This window comes from Pseudoalteromonas sp. S1650 (assembly GCF_005887195.1).
Classification (GTDB): Bacteria; Pseudomonadota; Gammaproteobacteria; order Enterobacterales; family Alteromonadaceae; genus Pseudoalteromonas; species Pseudoalteromonas simplex.
The window spans coordinates 87,567-106,823 of record NZ_PNDF01000019.1 but is presented as its reverse complement, the minus strand read 5'-3'; the positions used below and the strand labels follow the sequence as shown (position 1 = coordinate 106,823).

Genomic DNA, 19,257 nt, shown 5'->3' with positions numbered 1-19,257 from the left:
AATATAGGTCTCTATAATGAGATTATAACGAAGTTTTTGATATAATAGTCAAATTCAAATCACTCATAGCTTAAATGCGTTACACTCTACAGTGCAATGAGTGTTTATCTTCATAGTTTAAGAGGAATAGTATGGATACGCAGCTTTCAATTCTAATTGTGGACGACGTAGGTACGGTCCGCAGTTTTCTAAATCAAACATTAATGCACCTTGGTATCGATAATGTACGTGAAGCTTCTACAGCCGCACAGTGTTTAAGCGCATGTAAAGAGAAAGAGTTCAATATAATTTTTCTAGATATTGAATTACCCGATGGAGATGGTAAAGAGATTATCACGCAAATAAATGAAATTTCGCCCGAAGCGAATGTCGTGATGGTTTCGGCTCATTCAACAGTAGAAAACGTTAAAGAAGCAATTGAAAAGGGCGCTAAAGGATTTGTAGTAAAACCGTTTACACCTAAGAAAATTGCGGCAATGCTGAAAAAGTTTTACCCAGAACTAGAAATTGTCTAGCTAATTAACTATTGGGGCATTTAGAAAAGTGCCTTGTTAAATTACAAACAAAAAAAAACCGGCAAAAGCCGGTTTTTTCGTATTCATCAAAAACAAATTATAGCGCTTTGATTTTAGCTGCTAAACGGCTCTTATGACGAGCTGCTTTGTTCTTGTGGATTAGACCTTTAGTTGCGTAACGGTCTAGGATAGGTGTTGCAACAGCGAATGCCGCTTGTGCAGCTTCTTTGTCGCCCGCTTCAATTGCAGCAACTACTTTTTTGAAGTAAGTACGCATCATTGAACGACGGCTTGCGTTATGTTGACGATTTTTTTCGCTCGTAATAGCGCGTTTTTTTGCAGACTTGATGTTAGCCAAGGTTTGCTCCTAACAATCTTAAAATAAGCTTAATTTAAAGGCCGTGGAATATGCCTGTTTTTATCATGAATGTCAACGAAATTTTGACATCTCAAGAAAAACTGCTCCTTATAACGAACATCAATTTGCCGCTTTAGCAGTTAATATCGCCATTGTAACAAAGGGTCGGGTTCGAGCCTAGTGCTTTAAAGATATTTTAGGCATAATCGCCCATCTTAGAAGTTTTTTGATAATGGGTTTAAGGTGGCAAAAGGATTATTTCGTTCTGGGATGATTGTTAGTGCAATGACGATGATCTCGCGTATTTTAGGGTTAGTAAGAGATGCGGTTGTGGCGAATCTCCTAGGTGCCAGTGCTGCTGCGGATGTGTTTTTATTTGCCAATCGAATTCCTAATTTCCTAAGACGCTTATTTGCTGAAGGAGCCTTTGCCCAAGCATTTGTGCCGGTTTTATCTGAGATAAAAGAACAACAAGGCGATGACAAAGTCCGGTTGTTTGTAGCTCAAGCAGCCGGTACGTTAGGAACTATTTTATTAATTGTTACCCTGTTCGGAGTTATTGCTTCTCCAGTTATAGCGGCCTTATTTGGAACAGGCTGGTTTATTGATTGGTGGCAAGGAGGCGAAAATGCCGAAAAGTTCGTACTGGCCAGTGCACTGTTAAAGCTGACTTTCCCTTATTTATTCTTCGTGAGTTTGGTTGCCCTGAGCGGTGCGGTCATGAACGTCTATAATCGCTTTGCTGTTGCAGCGTTTACACCTGTACTGTTGAATATATCGATTATTAGCTGCGCAGTTTTATTACACGATAAATTTTCAGTTGGGGCTTATGCCCTTGCCATTGGCGTATTTGTTGGGGGGGTAGTGCAGTTACTGTTTCAGTTGCCATTTTTGTACCGTGCCCGTATGCTGAGCCGCCCAAAATGGGGCTGGCAAGATGAAAACGTTAAAAAAGTGCGAAAACTCATGCTACCAGCCTTGTTTGGCGTGTCTATCAGTCAAATAAACCTGTTGCTCGACACCATGATTGCCTCAATGTTGATGACCGGCTCTATCGCGTGGCTTTACTACTCAGACCGTTTAATTGAGTTTCCTCTTGGCTTATTCGGTATCGGTATCGCGACGGTAATTTTACCCGCATTGTCTAAGCTACATAGCACTAAAAGCACAAAAGATTTTCAGCTAACCCTGGATTGGGGGGTGAGATTTGTTATTTTCTTAGGCTTGCCTGCTATGTTTGGTTTAATGGTGATAAGCCCGCTCATTATTACGGTTTTATTTGATCATGGTGCATTTCAGGACGGTGAAATTGATCATGTAAAAGCGGTAAGTTACGGTGTCATGGCCTACTCAGTTGGACTGGTTAGCTTTATGTTAATCAAGGTGTTAGCACCGGGCTTTTATTCGCGTCAAGATACTAAAACCCCCGTAAAAATTGGTATTAAAACACTGGTGTTAAATATGGTGTTTAACATTATGCTAGCTCCATTTATTGGCTATTTGGGGTTAGCGTTAGCAACCGCGATGTCGGCCAGTTGTAATGCCTATTTGTTGTATCATCAACTACGTAAAGAAGGCGTTTATCAGTTTTCTGCGATGAGCCTTGGTTTCACCTTTAAGTGTTTGTTTTCAAGTTTATTAATGGCCGCATCTGTATGGTATGTGGGCCAGCAATTTGCCTGGAAAGCATGGCACTTTACTGAGCAAGTGCTGCTGTTGAGTGGATTATTAGTGCTGGCGGTTTTTGTTTACTTTGCGGCCTTATTCATTCTAGGTGTGCGACTAAATACGATAAAAAGTGTTGCAACTACTGAATCAAACTAAAAAAAAGATTATAATCGGCGCTTCAAGCCCGATATCAATGTTTTGGGCTCGCTGATAAAGGCAAAAAGGTGGCATGGAGTTAATTAGAGGTATTCACAATATTCGCGCGCAGCATTATGGCTGTGTGTTGACCATTGGTAATTTTGATGGTGTGCACTTAGGTCATGCAGAAGTGATTAAAGGCTTGCTGCAAGACGCAGAAAAGCATCAATTGCCAAGTACCGTGATGTTATTTGAGCCTCAGCCACAAGAGTTTTTTGCCGAAGATAATGCACCCGCGCGTTTAACTCGACTACGTGATAAGCTCAGTTTGCTTGCTAAATTAGGCGTGGAACGAGTGATTTGTATTAGCTTCAATCAGCAATTTGCCAACATGGAAGCAGAACAGTTTGTCAGCCAAGTACTGGTTGAAAAGCTAGGCGTTAAAGCATTAACTGTTGGTGATGACTTTTGTTTTGGCAAACGTCGTCGTGGCGATTTTGCGTTACTAAAAACCATGGGCGCTGAGCTGAACATGGATGTGAAAAGTACTGCAAGTTTTCGCAGACTCAATGATAGAGTGAGTAGTACCCTTATTCGCCATGCACTTGCTGCAGGGCAATTGGAAGATGCAAAAACCATGTTAGGTCATGGCTATGCGATTTCTGGGCGTGTTATTCATGGCTGGGCGAAAGGTCGTGAATTAGGGTTCAGAACGGCCAACATAGCGCTAAAACGCCAAGTATGCCCAGTAAATGGGGTATTTGCGGTAAGAGCAAAAGTGGGTGATAAAGAATTATATGGGGTTGCAAATATTGGCAACAAACCCACATTTAATGGGACACGCGCATTGTTAGAGGTTCATCTTTTCGACTTTGCGCAAGACATTTACGGACAATTTATGCACGTGGAGCTAATTAAAAAGCTTCGCGATGAGAAAAAATTCGAGACATTAACACAACTGACGGCGCAGATTGCAGATGATGTAACCGCCGCTAAGCAGTGTTTTGGTTTAAATTAGGTAGCCGATACGGAAAGTAGGATTAATGAGCGACTACAAACATACTTTGAATTTACCGGAAACAGCGTTTCCAATGCGCGGCAATTTGGCACAACGTGAACCAAAGATGCTTAAGACATGGTATGAAGACGATCTTTACGGTCAAATTCGCAGCGCTAAAAAAGGTAAAAAAACCTTCATTTTGCATGACGGCCCTCCGTATGCAAACGGTGATATCCATTTAGGCCACTCGGTAAACAAAATTCTTAAAGATATTATTGTTAAGTCAAAAACCTTGTCTGACTTCGACGCACCTTACGTGCCGGGTTGGGACTGTCACGGTTTACCAATTGAATTAATGGTTGAAAAGAAAGTAGGCAAGCCAGGCGTGAAAGTGTCTGCTGCTGAGTTCCGTGAAAAATGTCGCGCATACGCTAAAAAACAAGTCGAGGGTCAAAAAACAGACTTTAAACGTCTTGGTGTATTTGGTGACTGGGACAAGCCTTACTTAACAATGAACTTTGACTTTGAAGCGAACGCAATTCGCGTGCTTGGTCGCATCATTAAAAATGGTCACTTACACAAAGGTGCTAAGCCTGTTCACTGGTGTACAGATTGTGGTTCAGCACTTGCTGAAGCAGAAGTTGAATACCAAGATAAACAGTCTCCAGCAATCGATGTACGTTTTCAGTTTGCTGATCAAGATGCTGTAATCAATGCGTTTGAACTTGCTGAAGGCCATGAAGGTACCGGTGCAGTTAGTACTGTTATCTGGACGACAACACCGTGGACATTACCAGCTAACCGTGCAGTAGCCGTTCACGAAAAGCTTGAGTATGCCCTTGTTCAAATTGATGACGAAGGTGCACAGCAACGTCTAATTTTAGGTTCTGAGCTAGTTAAAGATGCTATGGACCGTTATGGCTTCAAACATTACCACGTACTCGGTTATGTAAAAGGTGCTGCACTTGAGAACTTACAGGTTGCTCACCCGTTCTATGACTTCACAGTGCCTGTGATTGTGGCTGATCACGTAACGACTGATTCTGGTACTGGTGTTGTTCATACTGCACCAGGTCACGGTCAAGAAGATTTCGCGGCAGGTCTTGCTTATGGTTTAGAAGTAGCTAACCCTGTTGGTGCTAACGGTGTTTATTTACCTGACACACCAATGTTTGCAGGTCAGCACGTATTTAAAGCGAATGCGAGCGTTATTGAAGTATTAACTGAAAACAATGCGTTATTGCATCATCATGCGCTTACGCACAGCTACCCACATTGCTGGCGTCATAAAACACCTATTATCTTCCGTGCTACGCCACAGTGGTTCGTCAGTATGGACCAAGCTAACCTTCGTCAAGATTCATTAAACGAAATCAAAAAGACTGAGTGGTTACCTGAGTGGGGCGAGAGCCGCATTGCAAACATGGTTGAAGGCCGTCCTGATTGGTGTATTTCACGTCAACGTACATGGGGTGTGCCAATTGCATTATTCGTTGATAAAGACACTGGTGCGCTTCACCCGAATACACAAGAACTTATCGAAGAAGCGGCGAAATTAGTTGAAAAGTCAGGTATTCAAGCTTGGTATGACTTAGACCCAGCTACTTTGCTTGGCGATGACGCTGAGCAATACATGAAAGTTCAAGATACGCTGGATGTATGGTTTGACTCAGGTGTGACTCACGCGTGTGTGGTTGATGCACGTGAAGATTTAACCGGTCCTGCTGATCTTTACCTAGAAGGTTCTGATCAACACCGTGGTTGGTTTATGTCGTCAATGATGACATCGGTTGCTATCAATGGTCATGCGCCATACAAGCAAGTGCTAACACATGGTTTCACGGTTGATGAAAATGGCCGTAAGATGTCTAAGTCATTAGGCAACGTAATTTCACCACAAAATGTGATGAACAAACTAGGTGCTGACATCTTACGCTTATGGGTTGCATCAACTGACTTTACAGCTGAAATGACTGTATCTGATGAAATCTTTAAACGTTCAGCAGACCGTTATCGTCGTATTCGTAATACGAGCCGTTATTTACTTGCGAACTTAAGTGGTTTTGATCCAAAAACAGATCAAGTTGCTATTGAAGACATGGTTGAGCTTGACCGTTGGATTGTGGGCCGTGCAGCTGAACTGCAAGATGAAATCTTAGCGGCTTACGACAAGTACCAAATGCTACTTGTAACGCAAAAGCTAATGAACTTCTGTACTGGTGAGCTTGGTTCGTTCTACCTAGACGTAATCAAAGATCGTCAATACACAGCGAAAAGCGACAGCCATGCGCGTCGTTCATGTCAAACTGCGCTTTATCACATTGCTGAAGCAATGACCCGTTGGATGGCACCGATCTTAAGCTTCACTGCGCAAGAAATCTGGGAAGCATTACCAGGTGAGCGTGACAAGTTTGTATTCACTTCTGTGTGGTACGATGGCTTACAAGCTTCTTCACAAGGTAAGTTCAGCAACGATGATTGGTTAACAATCCTAAACGTTCGTGATGAAGTAAACCGTGTGCTAGAAGCGGCGCGTAAAGAAGAAGTTATTGGTGCAACTCTACAAGCAAACGTAAGCATCTATGCAGGTGAAGAGTTAAGTGCGAAATTAGCTGCATTAGGTGATGAACTGCGCTTTGTACTATTAACTTCAGGCGTGACAGTTGAAACTGTGACTACGCAGCCAGAGGATACGCAAGCTACAGAAATTGATGGCTTATACATTAAAGTTGCCGCAACAACCGCTGAAAAATGTGAGCGTTGTTGGCATTACTGTGATGATGTTGGTGCTGATCCTGCACACCCTGAAATCTGTGGCCGTTGTGTAAGCAATGTTGACGGCGATGGTGAACAGCGTCAGTTCGCATAGGAGTTGTTTGTGAGCAAACTAGCCGGAAAAAGTGGCTTGGTTTGGTTATGGCTTAGTCTACTGCTTTTGGTAGTAGACTATGCGACAAAATCACTTGTCGTTAATACCATGGCCTATCAAGAGTCGATAGATATTCTGCCATTCTTTAACTTCACCTATGTACACAACTATGGTGCGGCATTTAGCTTTTTGAGTGATTCAGGTGGCTGGCAGCGCTGGTTCTTTAGTTTGATTGCAGTGTCGATCAGTGTGCTTTTAGTGTGGTGGCTGAAACGTTTACCTGCGTCTAACAAGGTATTATGTTCTGCTTATGCGTTAGTTTTAGCCGGTGCAATAGGCAATTTATACGACCGAATCGCGTATGGCTATGTTATTGACTTCCTGCATGTATATTACGAAAACTGGCACTTTCCTGTTTTTAATATTGCCGATTGTGCGATTTGTATCGGTGCCGCATTACTTTTATTTGATGCCTTCACAGGCGAAAGTCCTAAGGAGCAACAAGCATGAGCCAAGCTGTAATTGGTGAAAACTCTGAAGTGATCTTTCATTTCTCAATTAAGTTAGAAGATGGCTCAGCAGCCGATTCAACTAAAGTACATAATAAACCTGCAAAATTGCGAATGGGTGATGGCAGCCTGACAGCAAACTTTGAAAAGTGCTTACTCGGTTTAGCGGCTGGTGAAAGTAAGTCATTTGCATTAGAGCCAGAAGATGCATTTGGTCAGCCAAATCCAGATAACATCTACTATGTTGACCGCAGCAAGTTTGGTGCAGACACGCCTGCTGAAGTAGGTAATATTATTGCCTTTACTCAGCCTGATGGTACAGAGTTACCTGGTCTTGTTCGTGAAGTGCAAGGTGAGTCAGTTACTATTGACTTTAACCACCCACTTGCAGGGCAACGCTTAACCTTTGAAGTCGATATTTTAGAGGTAACAGGTTAATGGATATTTTATTAGCGAACCCACGTGGTTTTTGCGCAGGCGTTGACCGTGCAATCAGTATTGTGGAGCGCGCACTCGATATCTTTGAAAAGCCAATCTATGTGCGTCATGAAGTCGTTCACAACCGATATGTTGTTGATGGCTTGAAAAATCGCGGTGCAGTCTTTGTTGAAGAGCTAGATCAGGTTCCTGACGACAGCATTGTTATCTTTAGTGCGCATGGTGTATCACAAGCTGTTCGAAGCGAGGCAAAGCGTCGTGACCTTAAGGTATTTGATGCAACCTGCCCGTTGGTAACAAAAGTACATATGGAAGTAACACGTGCAAGCCGTAAAGGTACTGAGTGTGTGTTAATTGGCCATCATGGTCATCCAGAAGTAGAAGGTACAATGGGGCAGTACGATAACGAAGCAGGTGGTATTTACTTAGTAGAAACGCCAGAAGATGTTGCAAACTTAACGGTTAAAAACCCTGAGAACCTGTTTTACTGTAGCCAAACAACGTTATCTGTAGATGATACAGCAGATGTGATTGATGCATTACGCACTAAGTTTCCAGCAATTGATGGCCCGCGTAAAGATGACATTTGTTATGCTACGCAAAACCGTCAAGATGCAGTGCGTGACTTAGCTGATAAAGTGGATGTATTGCTTGTAGTTGGGGCTAAAAATAGCTCTAACTCTAATCGTTTACGTGAGCTTGCCGATAAAATGGGCACTACGGCTTATTTGATTGATGATGCAAGTAATCTTGAAGCTGATTGGTTCAACAATGTAAATGCGGTGGGTGTTACTGCAGGTGCATCTGCACCAGAAGTTTTAGTTCAACAAGTTATTGCTCGTCTAAAAGAATTGGGTGGCAATCAAGTTGTTGAAAATCCTGGCGAAGAAGAGAACATAGTATTTGCCGTTCCTGTTGAGCTACGCTAATCTAAGCAAATAGTAGTCAACAGTTAAAAGAGGAGCCCATGAGCAAACAGCCTAATTCAAACGGCTTGCTGATTGCGGCTCTTTTTCAATCTCGTGGTGTCCTTGCCACACTGATCGTCAGCCAAGTCATTGCTATTTTACTCGCCTTTTCACCAATGAGCTTAGGTGATGTTTGGTTACGTCTAGCTATATTTAGCTGCTTTTTACATCTAATTTTTCTTTCAAGCTTGTCGTTACTGTATGTATGCCGGGCTCTACTTACAAAGCTGTCGCACCCTAAACAGTTATTCATTCTGATATCCACTTTACTGGCATTAACGTCTGTTTTTAGCTGGCTGTTTTTGTCTGTGTTTTCAGATGTGTTCGCTATGGAGTCGAGAGCTAACTTTATTGTCAGTAATTTACTGATCATATTTTTGGTCACCGCGTTGTTCAGCCAATTCCTGCTTATTCATAATCAAAAAGAGCAACAAACGAAAGCGTTAGCGCAGGCTGAACTTGATGCATTACAAGCAAGAATACGCCCTCACTTTTTGTTTAATAGTTTAAACACTGCTGCTGAGCTTACCCATTATGATGCTGAGGCGGCTGAACAAGCAATTTTGGCGCTGGCGGCGCTGTCGCAGGCCGCAATGCGCAGCGGTAAAGCCATAAAGCTTGCTGATGAAATCACTTTATGCCAGCAGTATGTGGCACTTGAACGTTGGCGCTATGGCGAACGCCTAGCATTAAGCTGGAAATTACCTGATGAGTTACCAGATATAGATATTCCGTGTCTGACAATACAGCCGATTATTGAAAATGCGGTTTTTTATGGCGTAGAGCCAGCAGAGCAGGGCAACATTTCTGTCGAGATGTATCAATCGAACAAAGCTTATACTTTCATTATAACTAACCCTGTAGCGAAGCAAGGGAGCCATTCACGAGCAGGCAACGGTATGGCACTTGAAAACATCCGCCAGCGTTTGTCACTTTTCTATCATCAAAAAGCGCAACTGACTACGACTGTTCGTGATGAGATCTTTAGGGTGAAACTGGTGATACCTAAGAAGAGAAGCGCATGATAAAAATTTTAATTGCTGATGACGAGCCTTTAGCAAGGGCGCGTATTAAACGTTTATTAGCTACCAACGAACTTTGCACAGTTGTAGGTGAAGCCAGTAACGGCGAACAGGTGATTGAACTTTGTAAGCAGCTCCAGCCTGATTTAGTGATGCTGGATATTAATATGCCCAAGCAGTCGGGCCTTGAAGTAGCTGCTGAACTAAAACAGTTTTCGATCCCCCCAGCAGTGATGTTTTTAACAGCGCATCCTGAGTATGCGTTAACTGCATTTGAGCTCGCAGTAGATGGCTATTTAGTTAAACCTGTATCCGAGCAAGCTTTAACAAAAGCAATGGCGCAGCTTAGTAAATTAAACCGAACTCAAGTATTAACACCTGAAAATAACTATATTTGTTATCAACTTGCAGGCGTATTAAGAAGAGTAAATATAGATGATGTTATTTGCTGTATTGCAGAGCAAAAATACACGCGGGTGGTGTTTTTTGAAGGTGAGGCACTTGTTGAGCAAAGTTTAAAACAACTTGAGCAAACCTATCCTCTGCAGCTACTTAGAATTCATCGTAATACACTTGTCAATAAGCAACAAATTGTAAGCCTTAATAGTCCCTCTTCTGGTGGACATACAGTCACGATGAAGCAGTTTAAAGAGCCTTTGTCTGTTAGTCGTCGAGAGCTTAAAAATGTAAAAGCTGTGATGGGTAAATAAAAAAACTCTCAATGCAGCAGCTTATCTCCTAAAGTCCCAGCTTCTTTATTGTTTATTACTTTGCTCTGAAGAAAGTTTCAGTACCGTTTATCGCGCATTATGACCGCTTGTCCATATACAGATTGTTATTTATCTGTATCGTAATATTCTTATGGTATGTAAAAGTATCAATGAACTTCACCATGATTAAACATTCTGAGCAGAAAGGTTTTACGCTTATTGAAGTGCTTATTGCCTTTGTTATTTTGAGTTTTGGTTTATTAGGTGCCGTGGCCTTACAAGCTAAAGCAAAACAAGCTAGCTTTGATTCAATGCAGCGTGCAGCTGCTGTGGCACTTGGTAATGACATAATCCAACGTATGAGAGCAAACGACCCTTCGGGTTTTGCCGGTTTATACAATGGAGAGTTTAGTAGTCAATCAGCAGCCGACAAAGCTCAGACATGTTTTAATTCCGCTTGTACTGCAAAAAATATAGCTGAGTTTGATAAACAACAATGGATCCGCGCAATTCAAGCTCGTGAAAATACGGGTGCTTTAGATAATGCCACTGTGTGTATAAATAACACCCCAGTCGCAGCAGGAAATGCGAGTGAATTTAATATAAGGGTGGTGATCAGCTGGCAAGGTAGGCAGGAGCAAAAAGCAAATAATGCGACAGCTGCTATTGATTGTGGAACACAAAACGACAAGCGCCGTTTAGTCGTGCTTGAAAGCTATATATACTTAAGGTCATAAGATGAAAAAGCAAACTGGATTTACACTTGTTGAGATGATGGTCGCTTTATTCATTGGCGGCATAGTGCTTGGTGGGGTGATGTTTACTTATTTAAGTATGAAAGTAACAACACGAGACACCATGACAATTGGTGAATTGCAGGAAACAGGTCGGTTAGCTTTAAATATCATGCAGCGTGATATAGAACAGATTGGCTTTTGGGGGACATTCTATGAAGACTCATTCTCAGATGAAAATACCAATAGGGATAATGTAAAGAACCCTGCAGGTGACTGCTCAGAAGGCCTCAATAATGCGAGCTTCCCTGCTGACAGTGCAACTAGTAATTTTCGCTCGGTTTATGCTGTAGAAAACTCAGATGGTTCTGCGCTTAGTTGTATCAACAATGCAAAGAAAAATACTGAAGTTTTACAGATGAAGTTTCTTGAAGGGCTGCAGATCCAACCTAATCAGACGAGCAATGACTATTATTACTTCATTGCTGAGCAAGAACGGGCTGAATTTAGACAAGGCCCAATCGCGGCCTCAACTATCAATGGTAATGCGACGATTTGGCGTTACCGTCATCATGTTTACTACATCTTTGAAGACTCATACACGATAAATGATCAATCAGTTAAAGTTCCCATTTTACGCCGAAAAAGGTTAACTACTAGCCAAACGATGAGAACTGAAAGCGTGATGGAAGGCGTGGAAAATATGCATTTTGTATTTGGTCTAGATACTACGAACAACAGCCGTGTAGATACTTATAGAAGTATTGGTCAAATGACGAACAATGACTGGGAGAACCGCCGTGGTATTTTGACAGTGCAAGTGTTTTTATTAGTTAGATCGCTATTGCCTGACCCGAATCTAAAAGTCAAAAATCAAAAATATACGCTTGGTGAAGATGCGAGCAGAAAAGAGCTAACATTTACAGATAATTATCGTCGGGCGGTGTTTACTACAACGATTCGTTTAAATAATGTTGGAGCAAATTTATGGCGCATTTAACCTTGCAAAAGAAACAACAAGGGGTGGTGTTAATCGTTGCTTTGATTATGGTGGTAGCTGTTACAGGTATTGCCGTTTCCTTGATGAGTAGTAGTAGCATAGATATTAAAATTACTAATGCAGCCCAAGAGCGAGAAACAGCAGAAAATGAATTAATAGGAACTGTTCAGCAAGTTATTGCAAACGAAGCTGCCGCGGGTGGCAACAGTGCATTTTTAATGAAAGCAGCAGAAATCCCTGATGGTGGATTTGCTATGGGAGAGGTTGGTGGCGCAACCAATACGATGACAAATTTAAATAACGGTGTTCTTGATTTACCTTGTCCGCGTAAATTTAACTTCACTGCAGGTATCTCCTGCAACATGGTTCAAGTTGATACCACCATTACCTATGGCACTAAAAGTAAGCATACTTTGACGATTACAACAGGGGTTGCCCAGGAAATGGCGAGCCTGAATACGGGTGGTTGATAAGGAGGTCGCTATGAAAAGCTTAAATTTATTACTTTGTCTTTCAGTTGTTTGCTCTCTATTTTTGGATGGCAAAAGCTATGCCGATGATACAGAGCTGTATGTTAATTACGATAAAGACCTTACAGAAAAGGGTCGTGTAATATTTATTTTAGATACATCTGGAAGCATGATGCAATCTGCTAATACAGGAGACAAATGTTTTCACCCGACCGATGGTTATTGGTTTCCATGTCCTGACAGCCGGATGAAGGTAGCAAAAGATACAATCATAAAAACAATAAATAATAACCCTGACCTTGATTACGGGTTTGTGAGATTTGCGCCAAATCAAGGTGGGTATTTTAGAGCCAAAGTTGGCACAGAGCATAGTAAGTTAAAATCAATTATAAGCGATACGTTTGCTGGTGGTTCCACGCCTATTACTGAAACATTGTGGGAAACATACATGTACCTAACTGGGCAAAAAGTTGATTTTGCAAGCGTTATAGATCCTTCGTTGCGCGATACTTCGGCAGAAATTGGTAAAAAATATCTTTCTCCTTTTGACTCTAGACTCACAAAAGATGAACGTTGTGATAACAGTGTGAATGTTTTAATTATTACCGATGGTTCCCCTTACTTTGATGATGCTAGAAATAATGAAATAGATTTGTTGCACCGGCAATTTTTTGGAAAGCCCGCAACGCCTATCCTTGATGATTACAATGCAAACAGCTACTTAGCAGCCCTTGCTAAAGTTATGCATGGCACAGATGATGTGGATATAGACATATTTCCAAAAACGGCGAAGATTAAAGACAAGGTATTTATCAATACAATAGGTTTTGGTAATGGGCTTTTAGAAAGAGGTGAAGCATTACTAAAAAAGACCGCGAATGAAGGGGGGGGAAGCTACTTCAAAGCAGAAAACCCAAAAGAATTAGCTGATTCTTTAGAGCAAACATTTAATGGTCTTAGGGCTGAAGCTGGAACTTTTACGTCCCCTTCGGTGGCTTCGAATAACGCAGATCAAACACGTAGTAGAGATTCATTATACTACACAATGTTTTACCCAAGTACCAGCGCACGCTGGCGCGGCAATCTGAAAAAATTAAAAGTATCGGGTGATACTATCGTTGATTTTAAAGGTAATCTAGCACTAGATGAAAATGGGCAAATAAACAAAGATGCTCACACCTTTTGGCCAGACGGTAGTGGTGAAGCTGACGGCAATGCTGTTGAATATGGAGGAGTCAATTCATATTTATCTCAACAATCAAGCATACCGAATAAAGACAGGAAGGTTTTGACAAATGTCTCTGGTGGTCGAATGCTTCCATTCACTGACTATAGGGTCATTATCCATTACGGAAATCGTTTTAAAGCTGCAGAGGATTTTGAGTCTGATCCAGATGAAGTGTTTGATCTTATTGACTGGTCTAGAGGCCGCGATGTGGATGATGAAAATAGTGATGGTTCAACCGATGATACCCGTCCAAATATCTTTGGAGATCCGCTTCACTCAAAGCCAACAACAATCGATTATGGCAACGATGACGTACGTATTTTGATTGGAACCAATGCAGGCTATTTGCATATGTTTCAGGATAAAAATGATGTACTCAAGGAAAGCTGGGCCTTTATACCCCGAAGCTTGTATAAAATTATTAAACCTCTTCGAGATAATAAAGAAGGGGCTAAAGTTTACGGTATAGATGGGTCTATGTCGGTTTTCTTTGATGATGGAAATAATGATGGAGTTGTAAATGGCGCTGACAGAGTTTGGGTGTTTTTTGGTCTAAGACGAGGTGGAACTGAGTATTATGGCTTGGATATTACAAAGCCAAATTCACCTAAATTGATGTGGAAAGGGCCAATAGTTGGTGGGCAAGGAGACTTTAAAGAGTTAGCACAAACTTGGTCTAAGCCTTCAGTAACGTATATTGACATAAAAGGTTATAGAGATCGCCCACTGTTAGTTTTTGGTGCAGGTTATGACCACAATAAAGATAACTCGAATCGTAGTAACGATACTAAAGGGCGGGGCATTTATATCGTTGATGCTGAAACGGGTAATAAAGTGTGGGCTTTAACGCCATCAGAAAATGGATTCAAGGGTAAACACAGTATTGCCTCAGATATCAGTCTGTTAGATTCAGATTATGATGGCTTTATTGACAGGTTATACGCTACTGACACTGGAGGAGATGTTTGGCGTGTTGACTTGCCATCTGACAACCCGAAGGATGCAAAGCAACCTTGGACCCACTTTAAATTTGCGAGCCTAGGTGGTGAGGGTAAGAGCCAAGATAGACGTTTCTTTTATAACTCAACTATTGCACGAAGTGTGTTTAGCAAAGTCTCAAAAACAAAGATTAATGGTAAAGTAATTACGGCACGTGTGGATACTCCTTTTGATGCAGTGTTAATTGGTAGTGGTAACCGAGCAAAACCGACATCTTTAGAAACTAACGATCAATTATTTATGATTCGAGATGAAAACACTGTTACACAGTCTTTCATCGGTAATGCACCTGATCATATTACACAAGCTGATTTAATGAATGTTAATTCAGACCCTTTCGGGAAAGTACTTGATAAGGTTGATGAATTTGTCAAACTTGAGGTTGAGTTAGCCCAGTTTAAAGGCTGGTATTACAATCTTCAGTCTGCAGGTGAAAAGTCTCTGGCAGCTAGTACTGTGATTGGTGGGGTTGCTTATTTTACAAGTTATACTCCTCCTTCATTAGAAGATAAGGTAAATGAATGTGAGGTTGTAAGTGGTGTCGGAAGCCTATACGCATTTCATCTTCATTACGGTACAAAAATATATGATAACTTGAAGTTTAAGACAGGCACAGATGTACCAGACACCCCAAAACTCTTTTTTGGCGAAACTGACAGCTGTAAAGATACAAACGGCAATGGTTATTGTGATGACTACGAAGGTGAAATTGAGCAAATAAAGATAAGCCAATTTATGACTGTTGGGCCCAAAATCGTAGGTGAAGAAAGCCCATTTAAAGTCAAAGGGGTAAATGGACCCGGTTTAACTATTGAAAATGGAGAAATAAAATTAGTGAGTGATGAACCTCTTGGTTTTAAAGTTCAACAAACTTACATATATAAAAAAGAAGAGAACGACAGAAGTTATTAGATTAAATAACATCCTTTTTTGAACACTGGCTTTATGAGTTTTTGAGTATTTATTTTCTCAGTCACCCGTTTTATAAGCTTAACTTGGCTGAACTCATTGTCAGTGTTTTTCTATATTAAATTAATGTTTCTATTCTCTATTAAGTTTCTGTTTATTTTATACTTTTATTTTTATTCCCACTGTTTTACCAACCCATTCAGGATTATTTTTTCCGGTCTTTTCTTCTTATTTCTCTTTTATGATCTAATTATTTTTTTTATTATTAATTTAGATAAGAAAAGTGTGGAATAGTAGTATCTTTTTATTATAATAATTATAGTGTGTTTGAATTTTATAAAATGCTTTTTAGCTTTTTTATGGTTCTGTATAAGTATTGCAGCAACTCAAACATAGGGGTGTTGTAATTTATCGCACTGTTAAGGTTTTCAACTGCTGCAGAAAATCACAAAGCAGAAGTTCGGCAATAACAAAGCTAATCGCTAAATTAATAGCGTTAAGGTGACGGGAGAAGTAATGAAAATTAGTAAAACAGTAAACAGGATACTTCTTTGTGCCTTTGCTGCGGTAAGCTTTTCTAGTTCAGCAGAAGATATAGAGCTTTATGTAAATCATAATGTTGATCTCGATGAGAAACCTCGCGTATTAATTGTATTCGATACTTCTGGAAGTATGGCCTTCTCAACATCGACTGGTAACAGCTGTGGTTACAGTAATTATTCAGGCTATATCCTTTGTTCTGATAGTCGGTTAGGTGTTGCACAAAGTGCTATAACAAGCTTAGTTGAAGGTAATGACGATATTGACTTTGGCTTGATGCGCTTTAATAGTACTGATGGTGGTTATGTATTATCTGGGATAGGTTCGTCTAGTTCCTTCTTAAAACAAACAATTGCCGCCTTACCTGCAAATGGGGGGACCCCTCTAACAGAAACCCTCTGGGAAGCATATCTTTATATTACAGGACAAAATGTTTTTTACGGTGAAAAAGTTAATGAAGCGCTCAGAGATACGTCAATTGAGAAAAGGAAACAGACAGGTAATCGGTGGAATCCAAAATACGACTATACCTATATTTCTCCATTTGATAACTCCGAAGAAGTTAAGCGTTGTGATAACTCGGTCAATATTATTTATATGACCGATGGTGACCCTTCTGCAGGTTCAGATAATCAACAAGATGGAAATATTAGCAATCTTTTTTACTCTCATTTTGGGACCTATCTTTATAACTCAGATAAAATTGCAGGGGTTCTTCTACACAAGTTAGCTCAGATCATACATGGCACTGATGATGTTGAAGTCGACTTAAGGCCAACCACAACGGATATCCATGAAACAGGGCGTGTATATACCATCGGCTTTGGTAGTGGGATGAGTAATAACGGTAAAACTCTACTTTCGGAAACTGCTCGATTAGGCGGTGGCCAGTACCTGCATGCGAATACGTCAGAGCAATTATCCGAGGCATTGAAAAATACAATCACCCAAATCCGTGAAGTAAATGATAGTTTCACTTCACCGTCAATCGCGAGTAACAATGTTGATCAAACCCGTAGCCGCGAATCGATTTACTACGCTATGTTTTACCCTGAAACGGGTGCGCGTTGGCGTGGAAATTTGAAAAAATTAAAAGTGTCTGGTGATCAAATTGTTGATTCAACAGGTAAATCAGCACTTAATGAAGATGGTTTGATTTCTAATAAAGCGAGAACGTTCTGGCTACCAACTAATGAAGAAGCTGATGGAAATACAGTGCAACGTGGTGGCGTAAATCTACATTTAACTAAACTAGCATCGCGAAAGTTATACACAGACGCGGGTAAGTCTAGTCTAGTAGATTTTACAAAAGCAAATGTTTCGAGTGCCTTAGGTGGCGATGAAAAAGCCGCGAAGTTGTTTGGGGTTGATAAGTCACAATTACAAAAAACAATTGATTGGGCGCGCGGGATAGATGTTGATAACGAGGATGGAGATTCTTCATCAGTGGACCAGCGACAAGATATTTTCGGTGATCCGCTACATTCTAAACCCGTTACAATTGATTATGGTAATGATGACATTCGCATTTTAATTGGTACAAATGCAGGCTTTTTACACTTTTTCCAAGATAAAAAGGACGTTCTTAAAGAAAGTTGGGCATTTATTCCAAGTAGCTTGTACAAAATAATTAAGCCGCTACGAGAGAATCAAGCGAACACTAAAGTATATGGTGTTGATGGTCCAATATCTGTATTTTTCGATGACAAAAATAATGATGGTGTGGTAAATGGAAGTGATCGTGTTTGGGCATTTTTTGGTTTGAGGCGTGGTGGTAATTATTACTATGGCTTAGATATTACAAACCCCGACTCACCAAGTTTACTGTGGAATCAACCTATTGAAGGTGGTTCCGGTGACTTCAAAGAGTTAGGTCAAACTTGGTCTAAGCCTACGGTTACCTATATTAATATGGAAGGCTATAAAAAACGCCCTGTATTGATTTTTGGTGCGGGTTACGATACTAACAAGGATAACGTGATCCGAACAGATGATAACGAAGGCCGCGGGATCTATATTGTTGATGCGCAAACAGGAAATAAAATTTGGGCACTAACTCCAACCGAAAACGGTTTTAAAGGTAAGCACAGTATTGCGGCTGATGTTAGTGTTCTTGATTCGGATTATGATGGCTTTGTTGACCGTTTATATGCAACTGACACAGGTGGTGATATTTGGCGAATAGATATGCCGAGTGAAAAACCAAATAGCTCTGATAGTCCTTGGACTCACTTCAAACTTGCAAGTTTGGGCAGTTCTTTGAGTACGCAAGATAGGCGTTTTTTCTACAAACCGCTGATAGCAAGAACTATGTTCAGCAAGGTCACAGAAACAACTATTAATGGGAAAAAAATATTTTCTCGACGAGATACACCCTTTGATGCAGTTTTAGTTGGCAGTGGTAATCGTTCAAAGCCAACTTCAACAGTAACTAAGGATCAACTTTTCATGATTCGAGATATTAATACAGTTACTCAATCTTTTGTAGGTAGTGACGTACCCAAGGTAATTACTCAATCTGATTTAATGAATATGGACTCAGATCCATTTGGTAATGCGCTTGATAATGTCGATAAATTTACCAAGCTAGAAGTTGAACTTGGAGCCTATAAAGGCTGGTATTATAACCTTCCGTCAGTGGGAGAAAAATCACTTGCTGCGAGTACAGTTATAGGGGGGGTTGCCTATTTCACAAGCTATACCCCTGCTTCTGCAACCGAGACAACTAACCAGTGCTCGTTAACTGGTGGCTCAGGAAGCGTATATGCCTTTCATTTACACTATGGCACAAAGGTTTACGATAGCCTGAAATTTACTACTTCCAATGATGTTCCGGACACACCTCAGTTGTATTTTGGCGTGGGGAATAGTTGTGTTGATAATAATAATAATGGCTATTGTGATGACTTACCTGATCCTGACAATCCAGATGTCATTAAAGATACTGAAGAAAAAGTCGAAGAGTTAAGTCAATTTCTAACAATTGGGCCTGGTATTAAGGGGCAAGAAAACCCATTTAAGGTTCAAGAAATCTTAGGTCCAGGTATAACAGTTGAAGACGGTAAAATTAAGCTTGTTAGTGACGCTGTTCCTATTGGTTTTGGCTTTAAAACTCAACAAACCTTTATCTATAAAAGAGAAGTTAATGATGGCTCAAAATAGCCTAATTGCAACACGGCTAT

Annotated in this window: 15 protein-coding genes; 14 read left to right on the top strand and 1 reads right to left on the bottom strand. The window is 40.7% G+C overall.

All coding sequences use genetic code 11. From position 1 onward, the window contains the following. Positions 1-131 precede the first annotated feature (131 nt). A complete protein-coding gene (locus CWB80_RS05935; RefSeq protein ID WP_054551762.1) occupies positions 132-515 on the top strand; it encodes a response regulator in 384 nt (127 codons plus the stop codon). A 97-nt stretch (positions 516-612) separates the two neighbouring features. Here CWB80_RS05935 and rpsT read toward each other — a convergent pair whose 3' ends face one another. After that, positions 613-873 (bottom strand): 30S ribosomal protein S20, encoded by a 261-nt coding sequence (gene rpsT, locus CWB80_RS05930; RefSeq protein WP_036967030.1) that lies wholly within the window; start codon positions 871-873, stop codon positions 613-615. Between the two features lie 243 nt (positions 874-1,116). On the opposite strand from rpsT, the gene murJ reads away from it, so the two are divergent. From murJ to CWB80_RS05865, 13 genes are all read left to right on the top strand, one after another. Beyond that, positions 1,117-2,697 carry a murein biosynthesis integral membrane protein MurJ gene (murJ, locus tag CWB80_RS05925; RefSeq protein WP_268795023.1) on the top strand — a complete coding sequence of 527 codons (1,581 nt, stop codon included), beginning with the start codon at positions 1,117-1,119 and terminating at the stop codon, positions 2,695-2,697. Between the two features lie 73 nt (positions 2,698-2,770). Next, a complete protein-coding gene (gene ribF / locus CWB80_RS05920; protein ID WP_138601495.1) occupies positions 2,771-3,697 on the top strand; it encodes a bifunctional riboflavin kinase/FAD synthetase in 927 nt (308 codons plus the stop codon). A gap of 25 nt (positions 3,698-3,722) precedes the next feature. After that, positions 3,723-6,548 (top strand): isoleucine--tRNA ligase, encoded by a 2,826-nt coding sequence (ileS, locus tag CWB80_RS05915; RefSeq protein WP_138601498.1) that lies wholly within the window; start codon positions 3,723-3,725, stop codon positions 6,546-6,548. Between the two features lie 9 nt (positions 6,549-6,557). Next, positions 6,558-7,058 carry a signal peptidase II gene (gene lspA / locus CWB80_RS05910; RefSeq protein ID WP_054551759.1) on the top strand — a complete coding sequence of 167 codons (501 nt, stop codon included), beginning with the start codon at positions 6,558-6,560 and terminating at the stop codon, positions 7,056-7,058. Further along, complete coding sequence (gene fkpB / locus CWB80_RS05905; protein ID WP_054551758.1) at positions 7,055-7,495, top strand: FKBP-type peptidyl-prolyl cis-trans isomerase; 441 nt, start codon at positions 7,055-7,057, stop codon at positions 7,493-7,495. Before lspA ends, fkpB begins: the two co-directional genes overlap by 4 nt. Then, positions 7,495-8,424, top strand: coding sequence for a 4-hydroxy-3-methylbut-2-enyl diphosphate reductase (ispH, locus tag CWB80_RS05900; RefSeq protein ID WP_138601501.1), 930 nt, complete (start codon positions 7,495-7,497; stop codon positions 8,422-8,424). Before fkpB ends, ispH begins: the two co-directional genes overlap by 1 nt. Positions 8,425-8,462: 38 nt before the next feature. Beyond that, positions 8,463-9,488, top strand: a complete 1,026-nt coding sequence (locus CWB80_RS05895) for a sensor histidine kinase (RefSeq protein WP_138601504.1) — start codon at positions 8,463-8,465, stop codon at positions 9,486-9,488. Next, positions 9,485-10,195 carry a LytR/AlgR family response regulator transcription factor gene (locus CWB80_RS05890; protein WP_349304105.1) on the top strand — a complete coding sequence of 237 codons (711 nt, stop codon included), beginning with the start codon at positions 9,485-9,487 and terminating at the stop codon, positions 10,193-10,195. Before CWB80_RS05895 ends, CWB80_RS05890 begins: the two co-directional genes overlap by 4 nt. A 182-nt stretch (positions 10,196-10,377) precedes the next feature. Beyond that, a complete protein-coding gene (gene pilV / locus CWB80_RS05885; RefSeq protein ID WP_138601506.1) occupies positions 10,378-10,932 on the top strand; it encodes a type IV pilus modification protein PilV in 555 nt (184 codons plus the stop codon). 1 nt (position 10,933) lies between these two features. Continuing rightward, a complete protein-coding gene (locus CWB80_RS05880; protein ID WP_138601509.1) occupies positions 10,934-11,929 on the top strand; it encodes a PilW family protein in 996 nt (331 codons plus the stop codon). After that, positions 11,917-12,399: a pilus assembly PilX family protein gene (locus CWB80_RS05875; protein ID WP_054551754.1), complete on the top strand. Its 483-nt coding sequence runs from the start codon at positions 11,917-11,919 to the stop codon at positions 12,397-12,399. Before CWB80_RS05880 ends, CWB80_RS05875 begins: the two co-directional genes overlap by 13 nt. Before the next feature lie 13 nt (positions 12,400-12,412). Beyond that, on the top strand, positions 12,413-15,538 hold the full coding sequence (locus CWB80_RS05870; protein WP_138601512.1) for a PilC/PilY family type IV pilus protein: 3,126 nt from the start codon (positions 12,413-12,415) through the stop codon (positions 15,536-15,538). 513 nt (positions 15,539-16,051) lie between these two features. Continuing rightward, positions 16,052-19,237, top strand: coding sequence for a pilus assembly protein (locus tag CWB80_RS05865; protein WP_138601515.1), 3,186 nt, complete (start codon positions 16,052-16,054; stop codon positions 19,235-19,237). Positions 19,238-19,257 lie beyond the last annotated feature (20 nt).

Excerpts from the sequence above, each read along its gene's own strand:
- CWB80_RS05880 (WP_138601509.1), top strand. The coding sequence starts at position 10,934 with ATGAAAAAGCAAACTGGATTTACACTTGTTGAGATGATGGTCGCTTTA.
- ispH (WP_138601501.1), top strand. The coding sequence starts at position 7,495 with ATGGATATTTTATTAGCGAACCCACGTGGTTTTTGCGCAGGCGTTGAC.
- fkpB (WP_054551758.1), top strand. The coding sequence starts at position 7,055 with ATGAGCCAAGCTGTAATTGGTGAAAACTCTGAAGTGATCTTTCATTTC.
- CWB80_RS05895 (WP_138601504.1), top strand. The coding sequence starts at position 8,463 with ATGAGCAAACAGCCTAATTCAAACGGCTTGCTGATTGCGGCTCTTTTT.
- CWB80_RS05870 (WP_138601512.1), top strand. The coding sequence starts at position 12,413 with ATGAAAAGCTTAAATTTATTACTTTGTCTTTCAGTTGTTTGCTCTCTA.
- ileS (WP_138601498.1), top strand. The coding sequence starts at position 3,723 with ATGAGCGACTACAAACATACTTTGAATTTACCGGAAACAGCGTTTCCA.
- CWB80_RS05865 (WP_138601515.1), top strand. The coding sequence starts at position 16,052 with ATGAAAATTAGTAAAACAGTAAACAGGATACTTCTTTGTGCCTTTGCT.
- CWB80_RS05875 (WP_054551754.1), top strand. The coding sequence starts at position 11,917 with ATGGCGCATTTAACCTTGCAAAAGAAACAACAAGGGGTGGTGTTAATC.
- pilV (WP_138601506.1), top strand. The coding sequence starts at position 10,378 with ATGATTAAACATTCTGAGCAGAAAGGTTTTACGCTTATTGAAGTGCTT.
- CWB80_RS05935 (WP_054551762.1), top strand. The coding sequence starts at position 132 with ATGGATACGCAGCTTTCAATTCTAATTGTGGACGACGTAGGTACGGTC.
- ribF (WP_138601495.1), top strand. The coding sequence starts at position 2,771 with ATGGAGTTAATTAGAGGTATTCACAATATTCGCGCGCAGCATTATGGC.
- CWB80_RS05890 (WP_349304105.1), top strand. The coding sequence starts at position 9,485 with ATGATAAAAATTTTAATTGCTGATGACGAGCCTTTAGCAAGGGCGCGT.